General features: G+C 58.9%; 12 protein-coding genes and 2 pseudogenes. 8 read left to right on the top strand and 6 right to left on the bottom strand.

The window, feature by feature from the left end; all coding sequences use genetic code 11:
* Positions 1–1158 precede the first annotated feature (1158 nt).
* The 4 genes and pseudogenes from ACVW1B_RS00850 to ACVW1B_RS00865 all read left to right on the top strand — a co-directional run.
* A pseudogene (locus ACVW1B_RS00850) lies at positions 1159–2615 on the top strand (porin); the annotation flags it as partial.
* Positions 2616–3130: 515 nt separating this feature from the next.
* Positions 3131–3301, top strand: a complete 171-nt coding sequence (locus ACVW1B_RS00855) for a hypothetical protein (RefSeq protein WP_176731291.1) — start codon at positions 3131–3133, stop codon at positions 3299–3301.
* A 65-nt stretch (positions 3302–3366) separates the two neighbouring features.
* On the top strand, positions 3367–4197 hold the full coding sequence (locus ACVW1B_RS00860; protein WP_253603733.1) for a Crp/Fnr family transcriptional regulator: 831 nt from the start codon (positions 3367–3369) through the stop codon (positions 4195–4197).
* A 656-nt stretch (positions 4198–4853) separates the two neighbouring features.
* Positions 4854–5216 (top strand): annotated as a pseudogene (locus ACVW1B_RS00865) (ATP-binding protein); the annotation flags it as partial.
* Between the two features lie 624 nt (positions 5217–5840).
* On the opposite strand, the gene ACVW1B_RS00870 reads toward ACVW1B_RS00865, so the two are convergent.
* The 3 genes from ACVW1B_RS00870 to ACVW1B_RS00880 all read right to left on the bottom strand — a co-directional run bounded on the left by ACVW1B_RS00870 (position 5841) and on the right by ACVW1B_RS00880 (position 8768).
* On the bottom strand, positions 5841–7010 hold the full coding sequence (locus ACVW1B_RS00870; protein ID WP_253603731.1) for an IS91 family transposase: 1170 nt from the start codon (positions 7008–7010) through the stop codon (positions 5841–5843).
* A 27-nt stretch (positions 7011–7037) separates the two neighbouring features.
* Positions 7038–7988 (bottom strand): tyrosine-type recombinase/integrase, encoded by a 951-nt coding sequence (locus ACVW1B_RS00875; RefSeq protein WP_253603729.1) that lies wholly within the window; start codon positions 7986–7988, stop codon positions 7038–7040.
* Positions 7989–8516: 528 nt separating this feature from the next.
* Positions 8517–8768 carry a helix-turn-helix domain-containing protein gene (locus tag ACVW1B_RS00880; RefSeq protein WP_069276439.1) on the bottom strand — a complete coding sequence of 84 codons (252 nt, stop codon included), beginning with the start codon at positions 8766–8768 and terminating at the stop codon, positions 8517–8519.
* A gap of 216 nt (positions 8769–8984) precedes the next feature.
* On the opposite strand from ACVW1B_RS00880, the gene ACVW1B_RS00885 reads away from it, so the two are divergent.
* The 3 genes from ACVW1B_RS00885 to ACVW1B_RS00895 all read left to right on the top strand — a co-directional run bounded on the left by ACVW1B_RS00885 (position 8985) and on the right by ACVW1B_RS00895 (position 10193).
* Complete coding sequence (locus ACVW1B_RS00885) at positions 8985–9266, top strand: DNA -binding domain-containing protein (protein ID WP_253609777.1); 282 nt, start codon at positions 8985–8987, stop codon at positions 9264–9266.
* A 200-nt stretch (positions 9267–9466) separates the two neighbouring features.
* On the top strand, positions 9467–9613 hold the full coding sequence (locus ACVW1B_RS00890) for a transcriptional regulator domain-containing protein (RefSeq protein ID WP_245313809.1): 147 nt from the start codon (positions 9467–9469) through the stop codon (positions 9611–9613).
* A gap of 103 nt (positions 9614–9716) precedes the next feature.
* A complete protein-coding gene (locus ACVW1B_RS00895) occupies positions 9717–10193 on the top strand; it encodes a DUF2285 domain-containing protein (protein WP_253641393.1) in 477 nt (158 codons plus the stop codon).
* A gap of 452 nt (positions 10194–10645) precedes the next feature.
* On the opposite strand, the gene ACVW1B_RS00900 is transcribed toward ACVW1B_RS00895, so the two are convergent.
* From ACVW1B_RS00900 to ACVW1B_RS00910, 3 genes are all read right to left on the bottom strand, one after another.
* Positions 10646–11599, bottom strand: coding sequence for a LysR family transcriptional regulator (locus ACVW1B_RS00900; protein WP_253603726.1), 954 nt, complete (start codon positions 11597–11599; stop codon positions 10646–10648).
* Between the two features lie 71 nt (positions 11600–11670).
* Positions 11671–12303: an acyl-homoserine-lactone synthase gene (locus ACVW1B_RS00905; protein WP_253603724.1), complete on the bottom strand. Its 633-nt coding sequence runs from the start codon at positions 12301–12303 to the stop codon at positions 11671–11673.
* 95 nt (positions 12304–12398) lie between these two features.
* On the bottom strand, positions 12399–13151 hold the full coding sequence (locus tag ACVW1B_RS00910) for a helix-turn-helix transcriptional regulator (protein ID WP_256558811.1): 753 nt from the start codon (positions 13149–13151) through the stop codon (positions 12399–12401).
* 1121 nt (positions 13152–14272) lie between these two features.
* On the opposite strand from ACVW1B_RS00910, the gene ACVW1B_RS00915 reads away from it, so the two are divergent.
* Positions 14273–15607 (top strand): IS5 family transposase, encoded by a 1335-nt coding sequence (locus tag ACVW1B_RS00915; RefSeq protein ID WP_253609775.1) that lies wholly within the window; start codon positions 14273–14275, stop codon positions 15605–15607.
* Positions 15608–15924 lie beyond the last annotated feature (317 nt).

Below are 15924 nucleotides of genomic sequence, written 5' to 3' on the forward strand. Positions count from 1 at the left end.
CTGGGCGTGCTGATTGCGCAGACATCTACTCGGTCTGTGAACCAGATCGCACGCGGGCCATCTGCGTGATCGACGGACCTACGTCGGGCTCCCGACGTCGAACAACTCGCCGATCATTGAAGAGGGGCCGCAAGCGGATATCTGAGCGCATTTCTTCAGTCGCGAGGTCCCGCTTGGCGCCGAGAAAACCAATCGCACGGTCGAACGATTTGTCCGAATGTATCGGCAATCTCGCCAAAGACTACCAGATTGATGACACCTGGCGCCGTTTATTGTATGATCGCGCAACCGTAAGTAAAGCAGGTCAGAAAGCCAATTCGACGCCCGTAACGCCGGCCAGTGATGATATTTATGTCGTGAAACTCGCGTTCGCAGTGTAGTCATTGCGCCGCTTCATTGGAGGAGACCTTCTATGCTCGACTCCGAAACGACTGCTCGTCTCCGTCGCGTTCTAGATGAGGTTTGCAAGGAGTTGCCCCCTCACGAGACCGGCACCCGAACGACATGTCGCTTCCAAAATTCTAGAAGCCGCCACTCAAGGCGAGACATCCGCTGAAGTCCTTCGGCAAGTCGGACAGAACGCTTTGACCAGCGCTCCGTCGATGTGGCTTCAGCAACGTCATCGTCGGTATTCAACCGAAAACAGCGGTGCCAGCGAACGCAATAGCTCAACCAAGCAGGATTAAGCACGCCGATCCAGATCCGATACCAAGATCACGCGGAGCTGGGAGCATTGACGCGACATCTGGAAGCCGGAACGGCTAGGCGCGAGAGATGACAAGGATCGCCGTAACGGATTCACTTCAGGGACTGGCCAGCGGGTCTCGCGAAGTTGGAGCGCAGTGGCATCCGCGACTGACCAAGCCTACCGCAAGCAACGTGGGGCATCGAGAAGGCCACCGGCGTGAGCTAGGGTAGACTATTCTGGATGAATAAGATGGCGCGGAAGGGCCGGAGGTGCCGCAAAGGCGAAAAGGTTGGGCCTGATGATGTCGCGTCGATGGATTAATTCGCGAACTGCCACTCCGGCAGGAGCGCAGACATCGAAGCACTCCGGGCAGCGTTGCGGTGACTTCGAATCAGATCGCTTGGAGTGCTGGAGAGTGCCGGATTTTCGGAACGAGCCATCAAGGCTCGCGGTAATCGAGTGCGGAAGGGCTAGCCGGAGCTCACGCCGCCGATCTTCCGGTCAAGGCGAAGGCTGTAGAGTACGTGAAGACCTGCGCGCTTTACGGAGCGGGATTTTATTACGTTCCGGGAACTGACACTTGTCTCAAGCTGGGCGGTTACACTCGTGCTTTGCTGCAAGTGAATAGTAACAGTATGAGCCTCAACCCGGACTTTGGCGTGGGTGGTGCAACAAACCGGTTCAGCAATGCCTACACGTGGCGTGCTCGTCAGGCTCTGAGCGTTGATACGCGCACGGCAACCGACTACGGCTTGGTGGGACCTACGCAGAAGCTTGGTTCACCTGGACTTCGGGGAGCTACAGCGGAGCAGGAGACGGCTCGACCATTTACCTGGGCGCTCCAGGAGGCGCTGTCGCTGGCGGTACATTGCAGTTCATGTACGCTTTCATCCAGTTTGCTGGCTTCACATTTGGCAAGGCACAATCGCAGTTCTCGCTGCCCTGGGGCGAGTATCCCGGGAACTTCGTTGAACTACCGGGCAGCAGCGCTTGGGATCCGGTAAACCAGTTCACGTACACCGCTGACTTCGGTCCAGGCATCACAGCCTCCTTCTCGGCCCAGGATCAAGTCCAACATGATACATCAAACCATCTGGAACGTGAGCGCAGCGACGCCTGCAGGTCTGGCGACTGGCGCGTATGGTGGCAATGACATCGCTGGTACAGCAGCTCCAGACTTCATCGCCATGCTTCGCATCGACCAGGCTTGGGGCCTCTTTCAAGCGTCGCTGGCTGCGCATGATAACCACGCCGCTTACTATGGTGCGACTGAGTTCACAGGCCATCCGGACGACAAGTGGGGCTGGGCTGGTCAACTTTGCCTTTCGATCAAGAACATCCCTACCGGTCCCGGTGACTCGATTAACCTGTCGGGCGTGTATGCGAATGGTGCAAGCCGTTACACCTTCAATGACTATCTACCAGCCACTTACGCAAGGTACGGAGGCACGAGCTTGGCGGGTGCGTACCAGAGCGTCGGACTTGCTGGTCTTTCGGATTCAGTGTTCGTTGCAGGCGCTGGCCAGCAGCTGACTACGACCTTCGGCTTCAATGGTGCCTATAACCACAACTGGGATTCTCGCTGGGCAAGTAGTATCTTCGGTGGATTTGGCGCCGTTCGCTATAACAGTACGGCCAAGAGCTATATCTGCGGGCATTCGTCGGGGCCCTCGCACTTTCGAGCGGGATTGCCGGCTGTAACCCCGACTTTAACTATGCGGTTGTCGGTACGAAAACCTCGTGGACCCCGGTCAAGAATCTAACTTTTATGGCCGAACTCGATTACAGCAGGCTTGACCAAAAATACGCGAGCGGAAGCACTGTGGTGCTGCCGCAGCAATCGGCTATCGGAAAGCCGGCTGCTGCTTATCAGCTGAAGGATCAAAGCAGCCTGGCGTTCCAGCTCCTCGTTCAACGTAACTTCTGAGTATCTGCGAACAAACGAAGAGCACACGGCTTCATAGATTCAAAGTTTCGCCTGCAAGGAGCCCCTGGCATGCCCGCCAGGGGCCTTATCCACATTTGCGGTAGCGACGTGCGTTGCGCATTTCGCCGTATGCTGGTGAGAAACTCTCAAGTCCAGAGCTTTACTTACTTGCGTCGCATCGACAACTGGCCCGCGTCTGATCGCAAGAACGCCTCCCACCGCGGGGAACGAAAAAGCCTCATGCCAGCCTTTGCTTGGGGCTTTCAAGAACAAGGCTGACTAGGTCGTTATCCAAGTGCGTATGACTGCCGATTTCGCAGGGAAGGCGACGCATCTCCGCAGCAGAAGTATCCGCCATTTGCATATATGTTCGTCTTCCCACACCCGGCCGCGGGGTCGCACAGCCAAATTGGCAGGACGACGAGCGGAGCCAGGCCGACTTTGCCGGTTTCATCGGCCGTTATTCAATGGCTGCGCCATCGCTCATTCTGGCCGGCTAACGTAGAGACGGCTAAATGGAACTCAACGCCGTAAAGGCGGTGCAGATCAGCTTCGATTTGCCGTTCTGCCTGCTTTTAGGCCGATTGACTGGATGGTTGAAATCCGTTGCAGAGTGGGCCCTTGGCGCAAAATTTAAGCGTTGGCACGGCGCTTATTGCATCAATTTGAATGAGGGCGGGTGCTAAAAGCCGTGACCAATTTTCTTGTCAGCGAGCGGGCGGTATCGAAGCCACATGCTAGGAGAGGGACAGTGACCGATCACGTGACCACCGTCCTTCAACTGCGTGACTGTTCTGGAGATAGAGCTCTCGAGCGGGGGCCCGCCACGCAGCCGATCCTCCACGGACCTCTAGCGGTAAGTTCCAGGAAGCAGGCTTCGGTCAAAAATGCGATTCTGGCGAGACTTTCTGTGGAGGATCTTGCCGCAATAGGGGGGAGCCTTGAGCCGATCGTCCTGAAAGAACGTATGGTTCTGCAGGAGCCGAGAAGACCGGTCGAACACGTCTATTTCATGGAATCGGGTCTCGTCTCGTTAAGGGTCGTCGCGGCGGGAAGCATGCTTGAAACGGCCGTCATAGGTTATAGGGGTGCCGTCGGCACTTCGTTCTTGTGGGGTGGACATATTTCGCCCCATCAATCTGTGGTGCTCTTTCCTGGAAACGCGTACCGGATTCGGGTTGAGAATTTGCGCCGGCTGATGAAGGAGAGGCCGGACATCCGAGAGCGTCTCTTTGAGTACCTTCAGGCGCTGACCTTTCAGTGCGTCCAGACAGGCCTGTGTGGAGTTCGGCACAATCGCGAGCAGCGGCTTGCGAGCTGGCTCTGTCTAGCGAGTGACGCTGTTGACGCTTGCGTGCTGCCAGTTACTCACGACTATCTTTCTTCCGTCTTGGGATTGCGCCGGGCGGGGGTTACGGAGACGCTAATTCGATTCGAACAACAAGGGCTGATCCGCAAGATGCGTGGGGTTTTGCAGATCGACCAGCGCGAATCTCTCGAGCAAAAAACCTGCTGTTGTTACAAGCTAATCTCAAGCGCTTATGCCTCATCTCTGTCCGCATTTGCTTCATGCGCGGATTAATCGGAGACTTGCGACAATCCTGTCCTTGCTGGTCCCGATGATCATCACGGCATGCGCTGACGAACTTTGCCGGATTTAGCCGGCGCGCGTATTCGTTGGCTATCAGCACGGCTAGATTTGCCTGCAGTGGCAGACGTCTGCCCTGCAGCAGAGTTCGATGCTTTCTGCTGTAGGGGGAGGCGATTCCATCCGTCAGGTTCATATCGAGCCTCGGTGGTGGCTCGCATGCGGTCTCATCCTGCTGACCGCTGTCGTGTGGGAAACGTTGTCGTCGTTGCCGCCGTTCAAGTAACCGACTGCCAGTATGGCCGTATGGCCGATCGTCTCACGCATTGACTCCGACCGTGAGCGCGAGCGAACTCGGAGCCATATGAAAAGGCCTCGCACGCGCAAAGTCTGTCGCTAGCCATTGGCCGATTCGGCTAGACTAGGGTGGGCTTCGCAGGATTGCCGAGCTTTGAGAGCACCGGTGCCTTAGTGTACCAGTTCAATGAATCCGGAGGCTTTTTTGCCAGGGTGGGCGGCTCGTGGTCAGTATGCCAACAAGCTGAGATGACGCCGGGCCTAGTTGCAGTTCGCCGTTTTCGACTGCTCTCCACGCTTCGCACGCATTGTTGTAAAGGCCGACCGCTTAGAAGCTAGGCACTTGCCTGCTCCCCGGCCTCGGCAAAAGCTGGCTCGCCTCGGCGCTCGGCAACAAGCCCTGCCGCGACAATCGCTCCATCCTTTAAGCGCTTCCCGCGGCTGTTCATCGATCTCGCTTTGGCGCGCGGCGACGGCCGCCATCCCTGTCTGCTGCGTGCGCTAGGCCGTGTCGATCTCCTCATCCTCGACGAACTGGGGCCTTGAGCCGCTCGACGCAGGAGGCCGCCACGACCTCCTGAAGATCCTCGAGGATCGCTGCGGCCGCCGCTCTACCATCGTCACCAGCCAGCTCCCCGTCGACCAATGGCACGCTGATCGGCGACCCCCACCTAGCCGACGCCGTCCTCGACCGCCTGGTCCATAACGCCCACTAGGTCGGTCTGAATGGCGAGAGCATGCGGCGAACCCGAAACCCAGCCGAAAGGCCTGAGCAAGTGGCGCTGTGGACATGCCGCCACGCTTAGACAACGCGAAGGGCGTTGCCCACATGCCCACAGCACGAACAGGAGCAGAAAATCGGCCCTTCACGCCGCGATTCAAGATTGACCCCGCGGCTTCGCCGATGCCAGAAACTAGACAGCCAGAACGCCTCCCGCCCCGGGGCGAGATCAAATCGGTAACGGTGGGCGAGATCATCTCGGAATCCTGGGCGAGATCAAATCGGAATCTTTAGGGTTGAGCTGGGTCGCGCTTGAGGATGCGCGACCCAGGCACGAGCGCGACGCAGCTCAAGCCGGGTTGAACGAAGCCGCGGGCCGGGAGCTCAAGCGGTTATGGGGATTGAGGGCGCCGCAGGCGTGCGCGATCCGCGATCAGTTGGGGATGGGTAAATGGACAGAGTGGTGCGCAGTCGGGTCGTCGCGGCCGGCTCGCTGTGTAATAACAGCGGAATCGTGCTTGCAACGGCGATTGCAGCATGGCTGGGCGAGCACCGACCCGCTGTCGGCCACAGCGGTGGTAGCAGTGACATCGGCGAGAACTATCGTGCGCGATTGGGTTCATGAGGTGTCCGGCCTACGATTACCCCGACGAGCTCCGGGAAGGATCTCGATAACGACCATGCGGCTTCCGCAACAGGGGCATGGTGGTCGTTCGGATGTGTCTGCGACTGCGCACGCAGGCTGCTGGTCGGGCGCCTGATCAGCAATCGAAGGCGGCGTTGCCGCAAGCAAGCGACGGATCAGCATGAGCTTGGCACGGCGATGCCCGTTAGCGAGAAATCCATAGTGGCGGATGCGCTGGAAACCATCGGGCAGGACGTGCAACAAGAACCGGCGTATGAACTCGTCGGCCGCGAGCGTCATCGACTTCATCCGTGCTCCGTCGCGATAGTCGCGCCAAGAGAAGGTGGCGCCGTCATTATCGACTGCGAGAAGCCGGTGATTGGAGATGGCAACGCGGTGCGTGTAGCGAGCCAAATAGGCGAGAACCTGCTTGGGGCCGGCGAAAGGTCGCTTGGCGTAGACCAGCCATTCGATGCGGCGCAGCGACGTAAGGACTGCATCGAACGCTGAATGATCGCTGAGGTGCTTCAGATTGCCGAAGAAACGCAGCTTGTCGGCACGATAAGCAGCCCTCAGCTTCTCCAGGAACAGCCGGCGGTAGAGACGCGACAGCACGCGCACCGGCAGAAAGAAGCCCGGTCGGCAGGCGATCCAGCGATCGCCGTGCGCCGACAGCCCGCCGCCCGGCACGATGCAGTGGACGTGCGGGTGATGGGTCAGCGTCTGGCCCCAGGTGTGCGGCACCATGATCGCACCGATCTCAGCGCCGAGGTACCGCTTGTCGGCCGCAATCGTCTTCAAAGTCTCAGCCGCTGCCTCGAACAGCATCGCGTAGACGGTCGCCTTGTTGTGATAGGCGATCGCCGCCGCCGGCGCCGGCAGCGTGAACACCACATGGAAGTACTCGACCGGCAACAGGTCGGCAGCGCGGGCGCTGAGCCACTCGCGGGCTGCCGTGCTCTGGCACTTCGGGCAATGACGGTCGCGGCAGCTATTGTAGGAGATCCGCTGGTGCCGGCAGTCGACACAGCACTCGACGTGACCACCGAGTGCGGCAGTCCGGCACGCTTCGATGGCCCCCATCACGCGCAGCTGGGACCGGCTCAGGTGCCCGGCGTGGGCGACGCGGAACGCGTTGCCGTGCTGGCGGAAGATGTCCGCCACCTCGTACGCCGGACGTGCGCCGGGCGCTTACTCGGGCCGAGATCTCAATCGTGCGTCGAGATCGTCGAGCGGACTTCTGGCCCGTGCGATCAGATTGGTTGCGACTTGCGTGTAGCGCTCCGTCGATGACAGTCGCGCATGCCCAAGAAGGACTTGGATGAGCCGGATATCAGTACCGCGCTCGTAAAGGTGAGTAGCAAAGCTGTGCCGCAGAACATGTACCGTCACCCGCTTATCGAGGCCGGCATGTTGCCGAGCTTTGCGGCAAGCCTCCTGCAGCGTGGCGACGCTCACCGGATCGTCCGGATTGCGCCCCGGAAACAGCCAGTGGCGCGGTTTGGCCAGACACCAATAGGATCGCAGGATGCTGAGCAGCCGCGGCGACAGCATCACGTAGCGATCCTTGCCGCCCTTGCCGCCCTTGCCGCCCTTGCCGCCCTTGCCGCCCTTGCCGCCCTTGCCGCCCTTGCCGCCCTTGCCGCCCTTGCCGCCCTTGCCGGCCGTGATCAGGATCAGCATGCGCTTGGTGTCGATCGCGCTGGGCGTCAGGCGGCTGACCTCGCCGACCCGTAGCCCGGCAGCGTAGGCCGTCACCAGCGCAATGCGGTCGCGCAGGGCCGGTACAGCCTCCAGGAAACGGGCGACTTCCTCCGCACTCAGCACCAGCGGTTGCTTGATCGGCTCGCGGGCCGAAATAATGTTCTCAATCGCCTCCTTGCGCCCGAGCGTCACCGCATAGAAAAAGCGCAACGCGCACGTCACCTGGTTGATGTGGGTCCACGACCGCTTCAACCCGATCAGGTGCAGTTGGTACGCGCGCACCTGCTCAAGGCCGAGCTTGTCAGGTGATCGGCCGAAGTGTCGGCTAAAGTTCGCAACCGCGTAGACATAGGATTGCTGCGTCGACGGTGATAAGTTGCGCAGCGTCATATCTTCGATCATGCGGCGGCGCAGCGGGCTCGAACTCATCGTGGCCATAAGGCACTCCTGTATTAAGAGGAACGGACTTGCGGTCCAATCCTCTCAAACAGATGCCTCTCAGATAAATGGCCTCGCCACGCCCTCCCGCGGAGCGGGTTCGTTCAATACCCGGGCGAGATCGTCGGAATCGGCACCACCATCAGCTGCTCGCCTTTCCACCTGACATGGCGCGAATTCGCTGGCCCAACCCAGCATCCATTTCGTCGTTGGCAAATTCAACACGTGCCCACGCTCTTGATCGAGTCTGGGCAGATCATGACGGCGATGCCGCACCACGTCTGCCAGCAGGTGACCTCGCAGCTGCGTTCGCCAGCCGACCGGCGTCTGCACGACGCTGGTTGCGTGTCGCCTTTGAGATGGCCGTAGCGAGAACCGGTCTCGGCTAACTCAAGGCCATCCGCGAGTAAAGGTTTCCTGATCTCACAGACGTACTTCGGCATCCCCGGTCAAGTCCACCTGATCTACTCCAGGGCTCACCTCGATCGCAGGTACGGCACCGAACCGGAAGCCAAATCTGACGCGGGTCTATGAATTTGACTTCGGGGCTCTGGGGCGCTCGGAAAGTTCTTCATCAGGCAGGACGAGGGCGACGTGGCTGACGCCTAACGCGCTCGCGAGTTCGAACAACGTCACTACGGTCGGATTGCGCCGGCCATTCTCCAGGCCGCTGATATACTGCTGAGTAAAGCCAGAGGCCTCGGCGAATTTCTCCTGCGTGAAGCCCTTCCGCTTCCGCAGCTTGGAGAAATTCCGGCCTACCAACTTGCGCATGTCCATCTGCGCAAGTTGCGTCTTTACATACTAGGAGGTTTATCTCCTATAGTATGTAACTCCCAAGCCGAAGACGAGTTGGGATGTAGGACGGTCTTTCGAGGCGCACGCCGTTGATGAGGCCATTTTGCGATTCTTATGGTAGACTTGCAGCATTACAGCGCTGGCAGGGCCATGCTTGCAGAAATTGAGAGCATTGAGCAACAAGTTAATGGTAGGAACATGCCGAAGCCGCCCATCGCCAATCCTGACGTCGCCGATTCGGCTCCGAATGATCCCGTGCTTACGAGTTACGATGAGCAGCATCTAGCGACCTATTGGCGCCTCCTTGATGCCGCAGCTGAGGGGGCAGACTGGAAAGAAGTAGCTCGCATCGTGTTGCGTATCGATCCAGATCACGAACCTGCGCGCGCCCGCCATGCATTCGATACCCACCTGGCGCGAGCAAATTGGATGGCAGACCATGGTTACCGCCATTTGCTACGTGGCGGAGCCTCCGAATAGCAAGCCTTTGTCGTCTGAGATCCGCGATTGAGAATAGGTTTCTTCTCTATTTAAGGTGATCGTTCCTACGCATCACGCGATGCGACATTCGCGACTTGCCTCGCAACCGCTGGCTTTATAGACATTGCCTTGCAATTTAATTGGGGATCAGTTGCATGTCGGAGCTCGACTGGCGCTCACCGGAACCATATCAGCGCATGATGGAAGCAGGGGACAGGGCAAATTTTGCTTGGGAATCGCTCAGGCGCAGTCCGAACTTCCGAATTGCTTCTCTCGAGGCTAGCAAGCGGAGCGGGAACGTGAGCGACGAATTCCGAAGGAGATGGGGCGTCTGCTTTCGCGCATGACCCCCAGCGGTCCTTCTTCGAGCAAACCATCTTCTGGGCCCCCGAGGCTTTGCCGAGCGTGGTGCCAATAGTACGTAGCACGTCTGCCTCGCAGGTCGTTGGCGTGCCGTTGCTGCTCGCTGACCTTGCGTCAGGCAGTATCAAACGGGCTTCGGATGGTTGGCATGCCGTATTGCGCATTCAGGGAGTGCAGCATCACCTTTGGCTGAAACAGGCGCCGCAGCTAGGAGCTTTCTATTCCGCCGAACTGCCGTACGATGCGGACTACGAAATTCGCGGTTATGCCTCACATCGGCTCTGGCGCGCCATTAATGGTCGCCCGGTGGGACCTCCGTACCATCGGCTGTCGGCGCAGCAGCGGGAAAGACTGGCGTTGGCGCTGCGAGCGTTGGATGGGTACGCGGATGGTGCATCATATCGCATTATCGCGGAAGTGTTGTTTGGCGGAAAACGCATCCCTGAGCGTGGCTGGAAGACCCACGACGTTCGTGCCCGAACAATCCGCTTGGTGAAGGCTGGGCGTGCTCTTGTGCGCGGCGGCTATCGCGCACTGCTTCGTCCGCCATCTCGCAAGCATTAAATTAGGGGTGCCGAAAAAGACATCCTTGAATGTTCGCCACGCCCTAAGCGCGACTACCCCGCCGTCGTGACCGCCGACGCCGCCCCACTCGGCCGCGCTCCGAACGATGGCACAGACCCGAACACATCGGTCCGAACGCTAGCTTGCCACTGCGATCCCTACGCACGCATGAAGCTGCGCGCCTTCTCGGCCTGTGCGAGCACACAGTCAATCGCGACCCACGCGCCACGGGTGGCCTGACGTATCGCAAGCTGGGTGAACGTGTCGTCTATCCGTCTATCCGCTCCGAGATCTCAAAGCTTGGGTTGACCGCGGAGCCGTATCGACGAGCGATGCCGGCGCCGGATCCATGTTGTCGGCTACAGGCGGGTTAGCTCAACTGATTTGCACCGATGTTTGCGGCGCGCTCCACCGCTGCGGGCAGGCGCTTTTCTGAGGGTTCGACGGGCGCATTAACGTCCGAGCGGAGGCGAGGGGTAGCGCTCAGAGACTAGCTGCAGGAAGACGGCCAACGCCGGGTTTTCATTTTCGCCTTGCCAATAAACTGAGAAGCCGAACCGGCTGGGGCCGGTGCCATCGCGCAGCTCTCGGTAGGTCAAGCCCGCGAAATTAGCCCCCATGTCAGATTCGAGCACGAGGCTTATGCCGGCACGCATGCCGATCAGACTCTTGATGATGCCGCGGCTGACATCGTGGCGTTCAATTTTGGGACGATCCTCAGGCGAGACAAGCTTAGAAATCAGGAGATCTTCAAACTCTTTTCCGGGATCGTAATGGCTCAACAAAACTGTCTGCTCGCGCAGGTCAATCCAATTGACAGTCTCACGCGAACTGAGAGCATGGTCTTGAGGTAAGGCAACCAGGACGCGCTCGCTCCACAGCGGCAGGGCTTTGGCGTCCAACAATGGCGGGCGCCCTGGTACAATCAGCATGTCGATCACGCCGTTGCGAAGTGCGGCCGCCAGACGTGTTCGTGATCGTTCGATTGTCGCTAGTTCGATTTGGGGATATTGCTGCTTAAATTCGAGCAGCGAGGTTTGGAGATTGCCTGCCGAAAGGGAGGTGCAGAAGCCGACGCTCAGACGGCCGCTTTCGCCATTCTGAACTGAATTCGCGGTAGCGATAAGTGCGTCGAATTCTTCCACAATCGTCCTTGCCAGCCGTAGAATAGTGCGGCCAGCCTGTGTGGGGCGCACACCTCCGCTATAGCGCTCAAAAATAGCAATGCCCAAGTGGTGTTCAATCTCGCCGATTCTCCGGCTGAGGCTCGATTGTTGCGAGCTCAGCAACTCCGCAGCTTGACGGAAACTGCCGCAATCGGCCGCGGCAACGGCAGATCTCAGGTGTTTCAGTTCGAGAGCTTTGCCGGCTTGGAGTGACGGCCGCCGTCGACGGAACTTATGCATTTTAAGGCTTAAGCGAGCGGCGCTGCCGCCCCAATGTAGCGCTATTGAGACTTCTGCCTGCTTCTCAAGGCCTAAGCGGCAGCTCGGATGACGGGGGCCCAAAGCACTGGGCCTGAGATGCGCCCGGCCTTACGGATGCGCTCCAAAGCGTCAGTAGAAATCTCTAGATAGCCGGCTAATGCGGTCGTATTCCCGAGCGTTCGCGGCATTCCAATCGAGCGAAGGGGCCATCCTGCACGCCGCAGAATACGGTCCATGCGAGCATCAGTGACGGTGACGATGTCCGTCAGTCCAGTGGAGAGACCAAATTCGATCATGCCTGCAAAGAGCTCGTACGTGGCGGCAGCAAGTCCACCGCTCGCTTTCGGAGCATCAGGAGGAACGTCGAGAGCGAAGCGGCTGCTTTCCCACACCTGAGAGCTTCGTGGTGCACGTTGTCCATCAAGGAGAACTGGGAAAATCTCTCTGAGCATAGTCGGTCCAGTCGACGGCAGAAGGCGGACACAACCCTGAATTCTCCCATCCGTTGCGCGATGCAGCAGATAAACTGGCCTAAGGACGTCATATTCGTCGATCTCCATATCGCCGTCGACCCCGACATTCCAATTCAGGCGCAGCTTAAACACGCGATGGCGCAGCCGGTGCATCTCAGCAAGATCGTTGGTAAACTCGATGTAGTACTGTGGCGTGATGAGCTGGATCATTCCTACTTCCCCGCTTTGATTTAGCAAATCAAGCAGGAAGCCGCGGCAGTCGCACCCTGTACAGTCGCACAGGTGCTTATCGCGAGGCGTGGCGCCTATCTTCGAGATTTGGCCTCGGCTAAAAGCGCGACGGCTTGCCGAAGCGAGCGAACGCCGAGCTTCGCTCGGACGTTATCCAGGTGAAAGCCCGCCGTCCGCCGAGATATTCCGACAATGATCCCGATCTCCCCGGCAGATTTGCCGCGAGATGACCATTCGAGACATTGGAACTCGCGAGGAGATAACCCAACCCCGCCGACGACGCGATCCGCGGTCGAAAGACGCTTTGCTTGTGCATGGAAAAACATAGCGAGTAGTCGCAGATTCTGGGCCTGCTCGATTATCGAGCGCTCAAAATTGGTCCGACGGTCATCGGTCGCGAAACTCAGCGCCGCGATCGCGCCCCCGTGATCGTGGATTGGAAACGTGAGTCCGCAACGAATGCCAAAGCCGGCAGCCTCTTCGAATAGTTCACGCTCGGAGTCCGACTGATCTCGCGGTTCGTATCCGAGTCCCCATCGAAAGGGTTCCGTCTGGCGAATCGCCCGACGTACAACGGGATCGATGGTTTCGTACTTGCGCAGCAAATAGCGAGCTATCCAGGAGGATGGATACGTAGAAATTAAAGTCGGGGAATTAGCCGGCCTGTGCGGTAGCGCAAGGTATGCGAAACACGACAAGTTCAACGCCGCAGTTATATACGCCATGCTCTGTTGAGCAGCGTGGCGGTCTGTGCATTCGGTCAGCTGATCGACGAAGGTCTGAATGATGGCATACGTCCGTGACGAACGCGCAGCATCCCTTCTCATCGGGGCTTGCCAACATTGCGGCCTACGCGCGGTAATTAATCTGTTGGTCTGGCTCATGCGCGGGTTGGGCTCTCGAGCTGCGGAGTTTAGCGAGGCCATGGTAGCTTGGAGGTCTGCAGATGAGAACCTTGTGCGTCGAATGCGGCCAAAACTGGAAGACGGCATCCTCGTAAGATCTATCTGGCAACGCGTCCTTAATCATTTATGATTGCGAATTCTGACCGTGAGCCTAGATGGAACTTCTTCCGGTGTTTCGCCATAGCCCTCTCAATCAGCGAGTGGTTCGCTCCGTACCTTTCATCGAGCAAAACTATCATCGGCTCATAAGATGGCCCACAGACATGCGCCTAGGTCTCCGAGCCTGCTTTTGTGAATTGCATGCGCGGAGCAGCGCGTGACCGTATTAGGTATGTATTGTGTCCGCCTGGAACTGCACGCTGTAGGTCGGTTGATAATGATCTTCTCCGGCCGTGGTTTCTCAAGTTCCGAACGCGTTCTCACCGTGAGATGCGGCGGCTCGTCGGATTCGACGAGCAGGGAATGATGGTAGTACCCAACACCCTGCGGACCATTGTGCGTTACGTACGAAAAGCGGCCGTGCATGATTCGACGTGCACTCGCCACACCGCAGCCAAAAACCTAAATACAGGGTGACCGATGCAGATGTCGTGAATTGGGACGGAACTCGACGACGGCATATCTCGGCCTCGATTCGAGGTGGGGACCACGCGAGATCACGATTGGGCGGCTTGAGGTTAACAATATCCATCAGGCCTGATGGGGGTCAATCCAGGACCGCTTTCCGTGGCTTCAACGGGTTGCTCGAAAAGGCATTCTACACCGCTCCACAGATGGAGCGCCCCAAGACGGCGTGATCTCGCCACCGCTCGCGAAATCTACCCGCCATGCTGGATGAATGGTTCGAGCGGGTGGTGCGGCTGCGGCTTAAGTGGTCGTCCGTGAAGAATGCGGATTGACTTGAGAAATAAGCAGAATTGGTCTTGATGTAGTATTCGATTTTGCAGGAAAGCGGGGTATTGGACCTCGCTTTCTTGCGTTTTAGGTTTTGCTTTTGGGTGATTCGTGATTCCCTGACAGCGTCGTCGACATTGGGGAATGCGATGAGCAAGCCGCGGGATGATCGCCAGAAAGACCTGTTGCTTCCGGCGCTTGATCAGATCATCGACATGGGTCATCCGCTGGTGCGGTTGGCAGCGCTGATCGACTGGAACATCCTGAATGAGCGCTTCAGTTCGGTGTGCCAAGCAGGGTCGGGACAGCCGGGCTTGCCGACGCGGCTAGTCGCCGGCCTGTTCATTTTGAAGCACATGCACAACCTGTCAGATGAGGTGCTGTGCGCTCGCTGGATCGAGAAGCCCTATTACCAATACTTCTGCGGCGAGCTGAGCTTCCGCCACCGTCTGCCGTTCGATCGATCGTCGATGACGCGCTGGCGGCAGCGGCTCGGCGAGGAGCAGCTCGTTGCGCTAATCCAGGAAAGTCTGTCGGTGGCGCACAAGACAGGCGCCCTCGGCCCGAAGGACCTGGAGCGCGTGGTGGTCGATACCACGGTGCAGCCCAAGGCGGTTGCGCATCCGACCGACGCGCGGCTCCTGCATCGAGCAATCATCAAGCTGGTCGGGCTCGCCAAGCGCAACCGTGTGCCGCTACGCCAGAGCTATCTGCGCCTGGCCAAGCGCGCCGCCATCATGACCGGCCGCTATACCCACGCCCACCAGTTCAAACGCGCCCGGCGGCAGCTCAAGTTCCTGCGGACACGGCTTGGCCGGATCATCCGCGACATCCGCCGCAAGATTGATGGCGATACGGTGCTGGAAGCTCGCTTCGGCCCGTTGCTCGGTTTAGCGCAGCAGGTGCGCAGCCAGGATCAGCATCAGCGCGGTCCGAAGGTCTATGCGTTACATGCTCCGGAGGTTGAGTGCATCGGCAAGGGTAAAGCCCGCGCGCCCTACGAGTTCGGCTGCAAGGTCAGCATCGCCATCCCTGTGACGTCTCCGAAGGGCGGCCAGTTCGTGCTCGGTGCCAAGGCGCTGCATGGCAACCCCTTCGATGGGCACACGCTCGGTCCCGTAATTGCCGACATGGAGAAGCTCACCAGGGTGGAGGCTCGCGGTATCCACGTCGACAAAGGATATCGCGGTCACAACCACCCGCATCGGTTCAGGGTCTGGATCTCGGGTCAGATCCGCCGCATCACAGCTTCCATCCGTCGCGAGATGAAGCGTCGCGCTGCTGTCGAGCCCGTCATCAGCCACGTCAAGGCCGAGCACCGCATGGACAGAAATTATTTCAAGGGACGCCTCGGCGACCGCATCGACGCTGTTCTCGCCGCTGCCGGCTATAACTTCGGCCTGCTGCTGCGATGGCTCGCAGAGCTCTTGCGTGTCATCATCCGAGCCTTCTTCGAGACCGTCCCGGCTCGAAACACCGCTTAAGCCGGGCGCCGGCGCCAGTTCTTCACGAACGACTAAGTGGCGTGTGCCAACTGACGCGATACGCTATCCCCCGTATGGGACGCATGTGTCACGGTACTGCCTGATCGGAATCTGCGAAAAAGTGCTTCGTCTTGAGCCGTCAACGTCACCTCTCCTTGCTGCTTGTTCGGCTTTCCTAAATGCTTCTACCCGTCGGATACCGCCGCTAGCTCACCGACACTACGGCATAGCCTGCAATCGGCGACCTCAAACTTTCGGAATCTCCGCGATCACGCTTGTGGGCAATTTGCAGCCGTAACCCCGCAGTTGGGGCCGAG

It is taken from the genome of Bradyrhizobium sp. USDA 4502 (assembly GCF_054063355.1).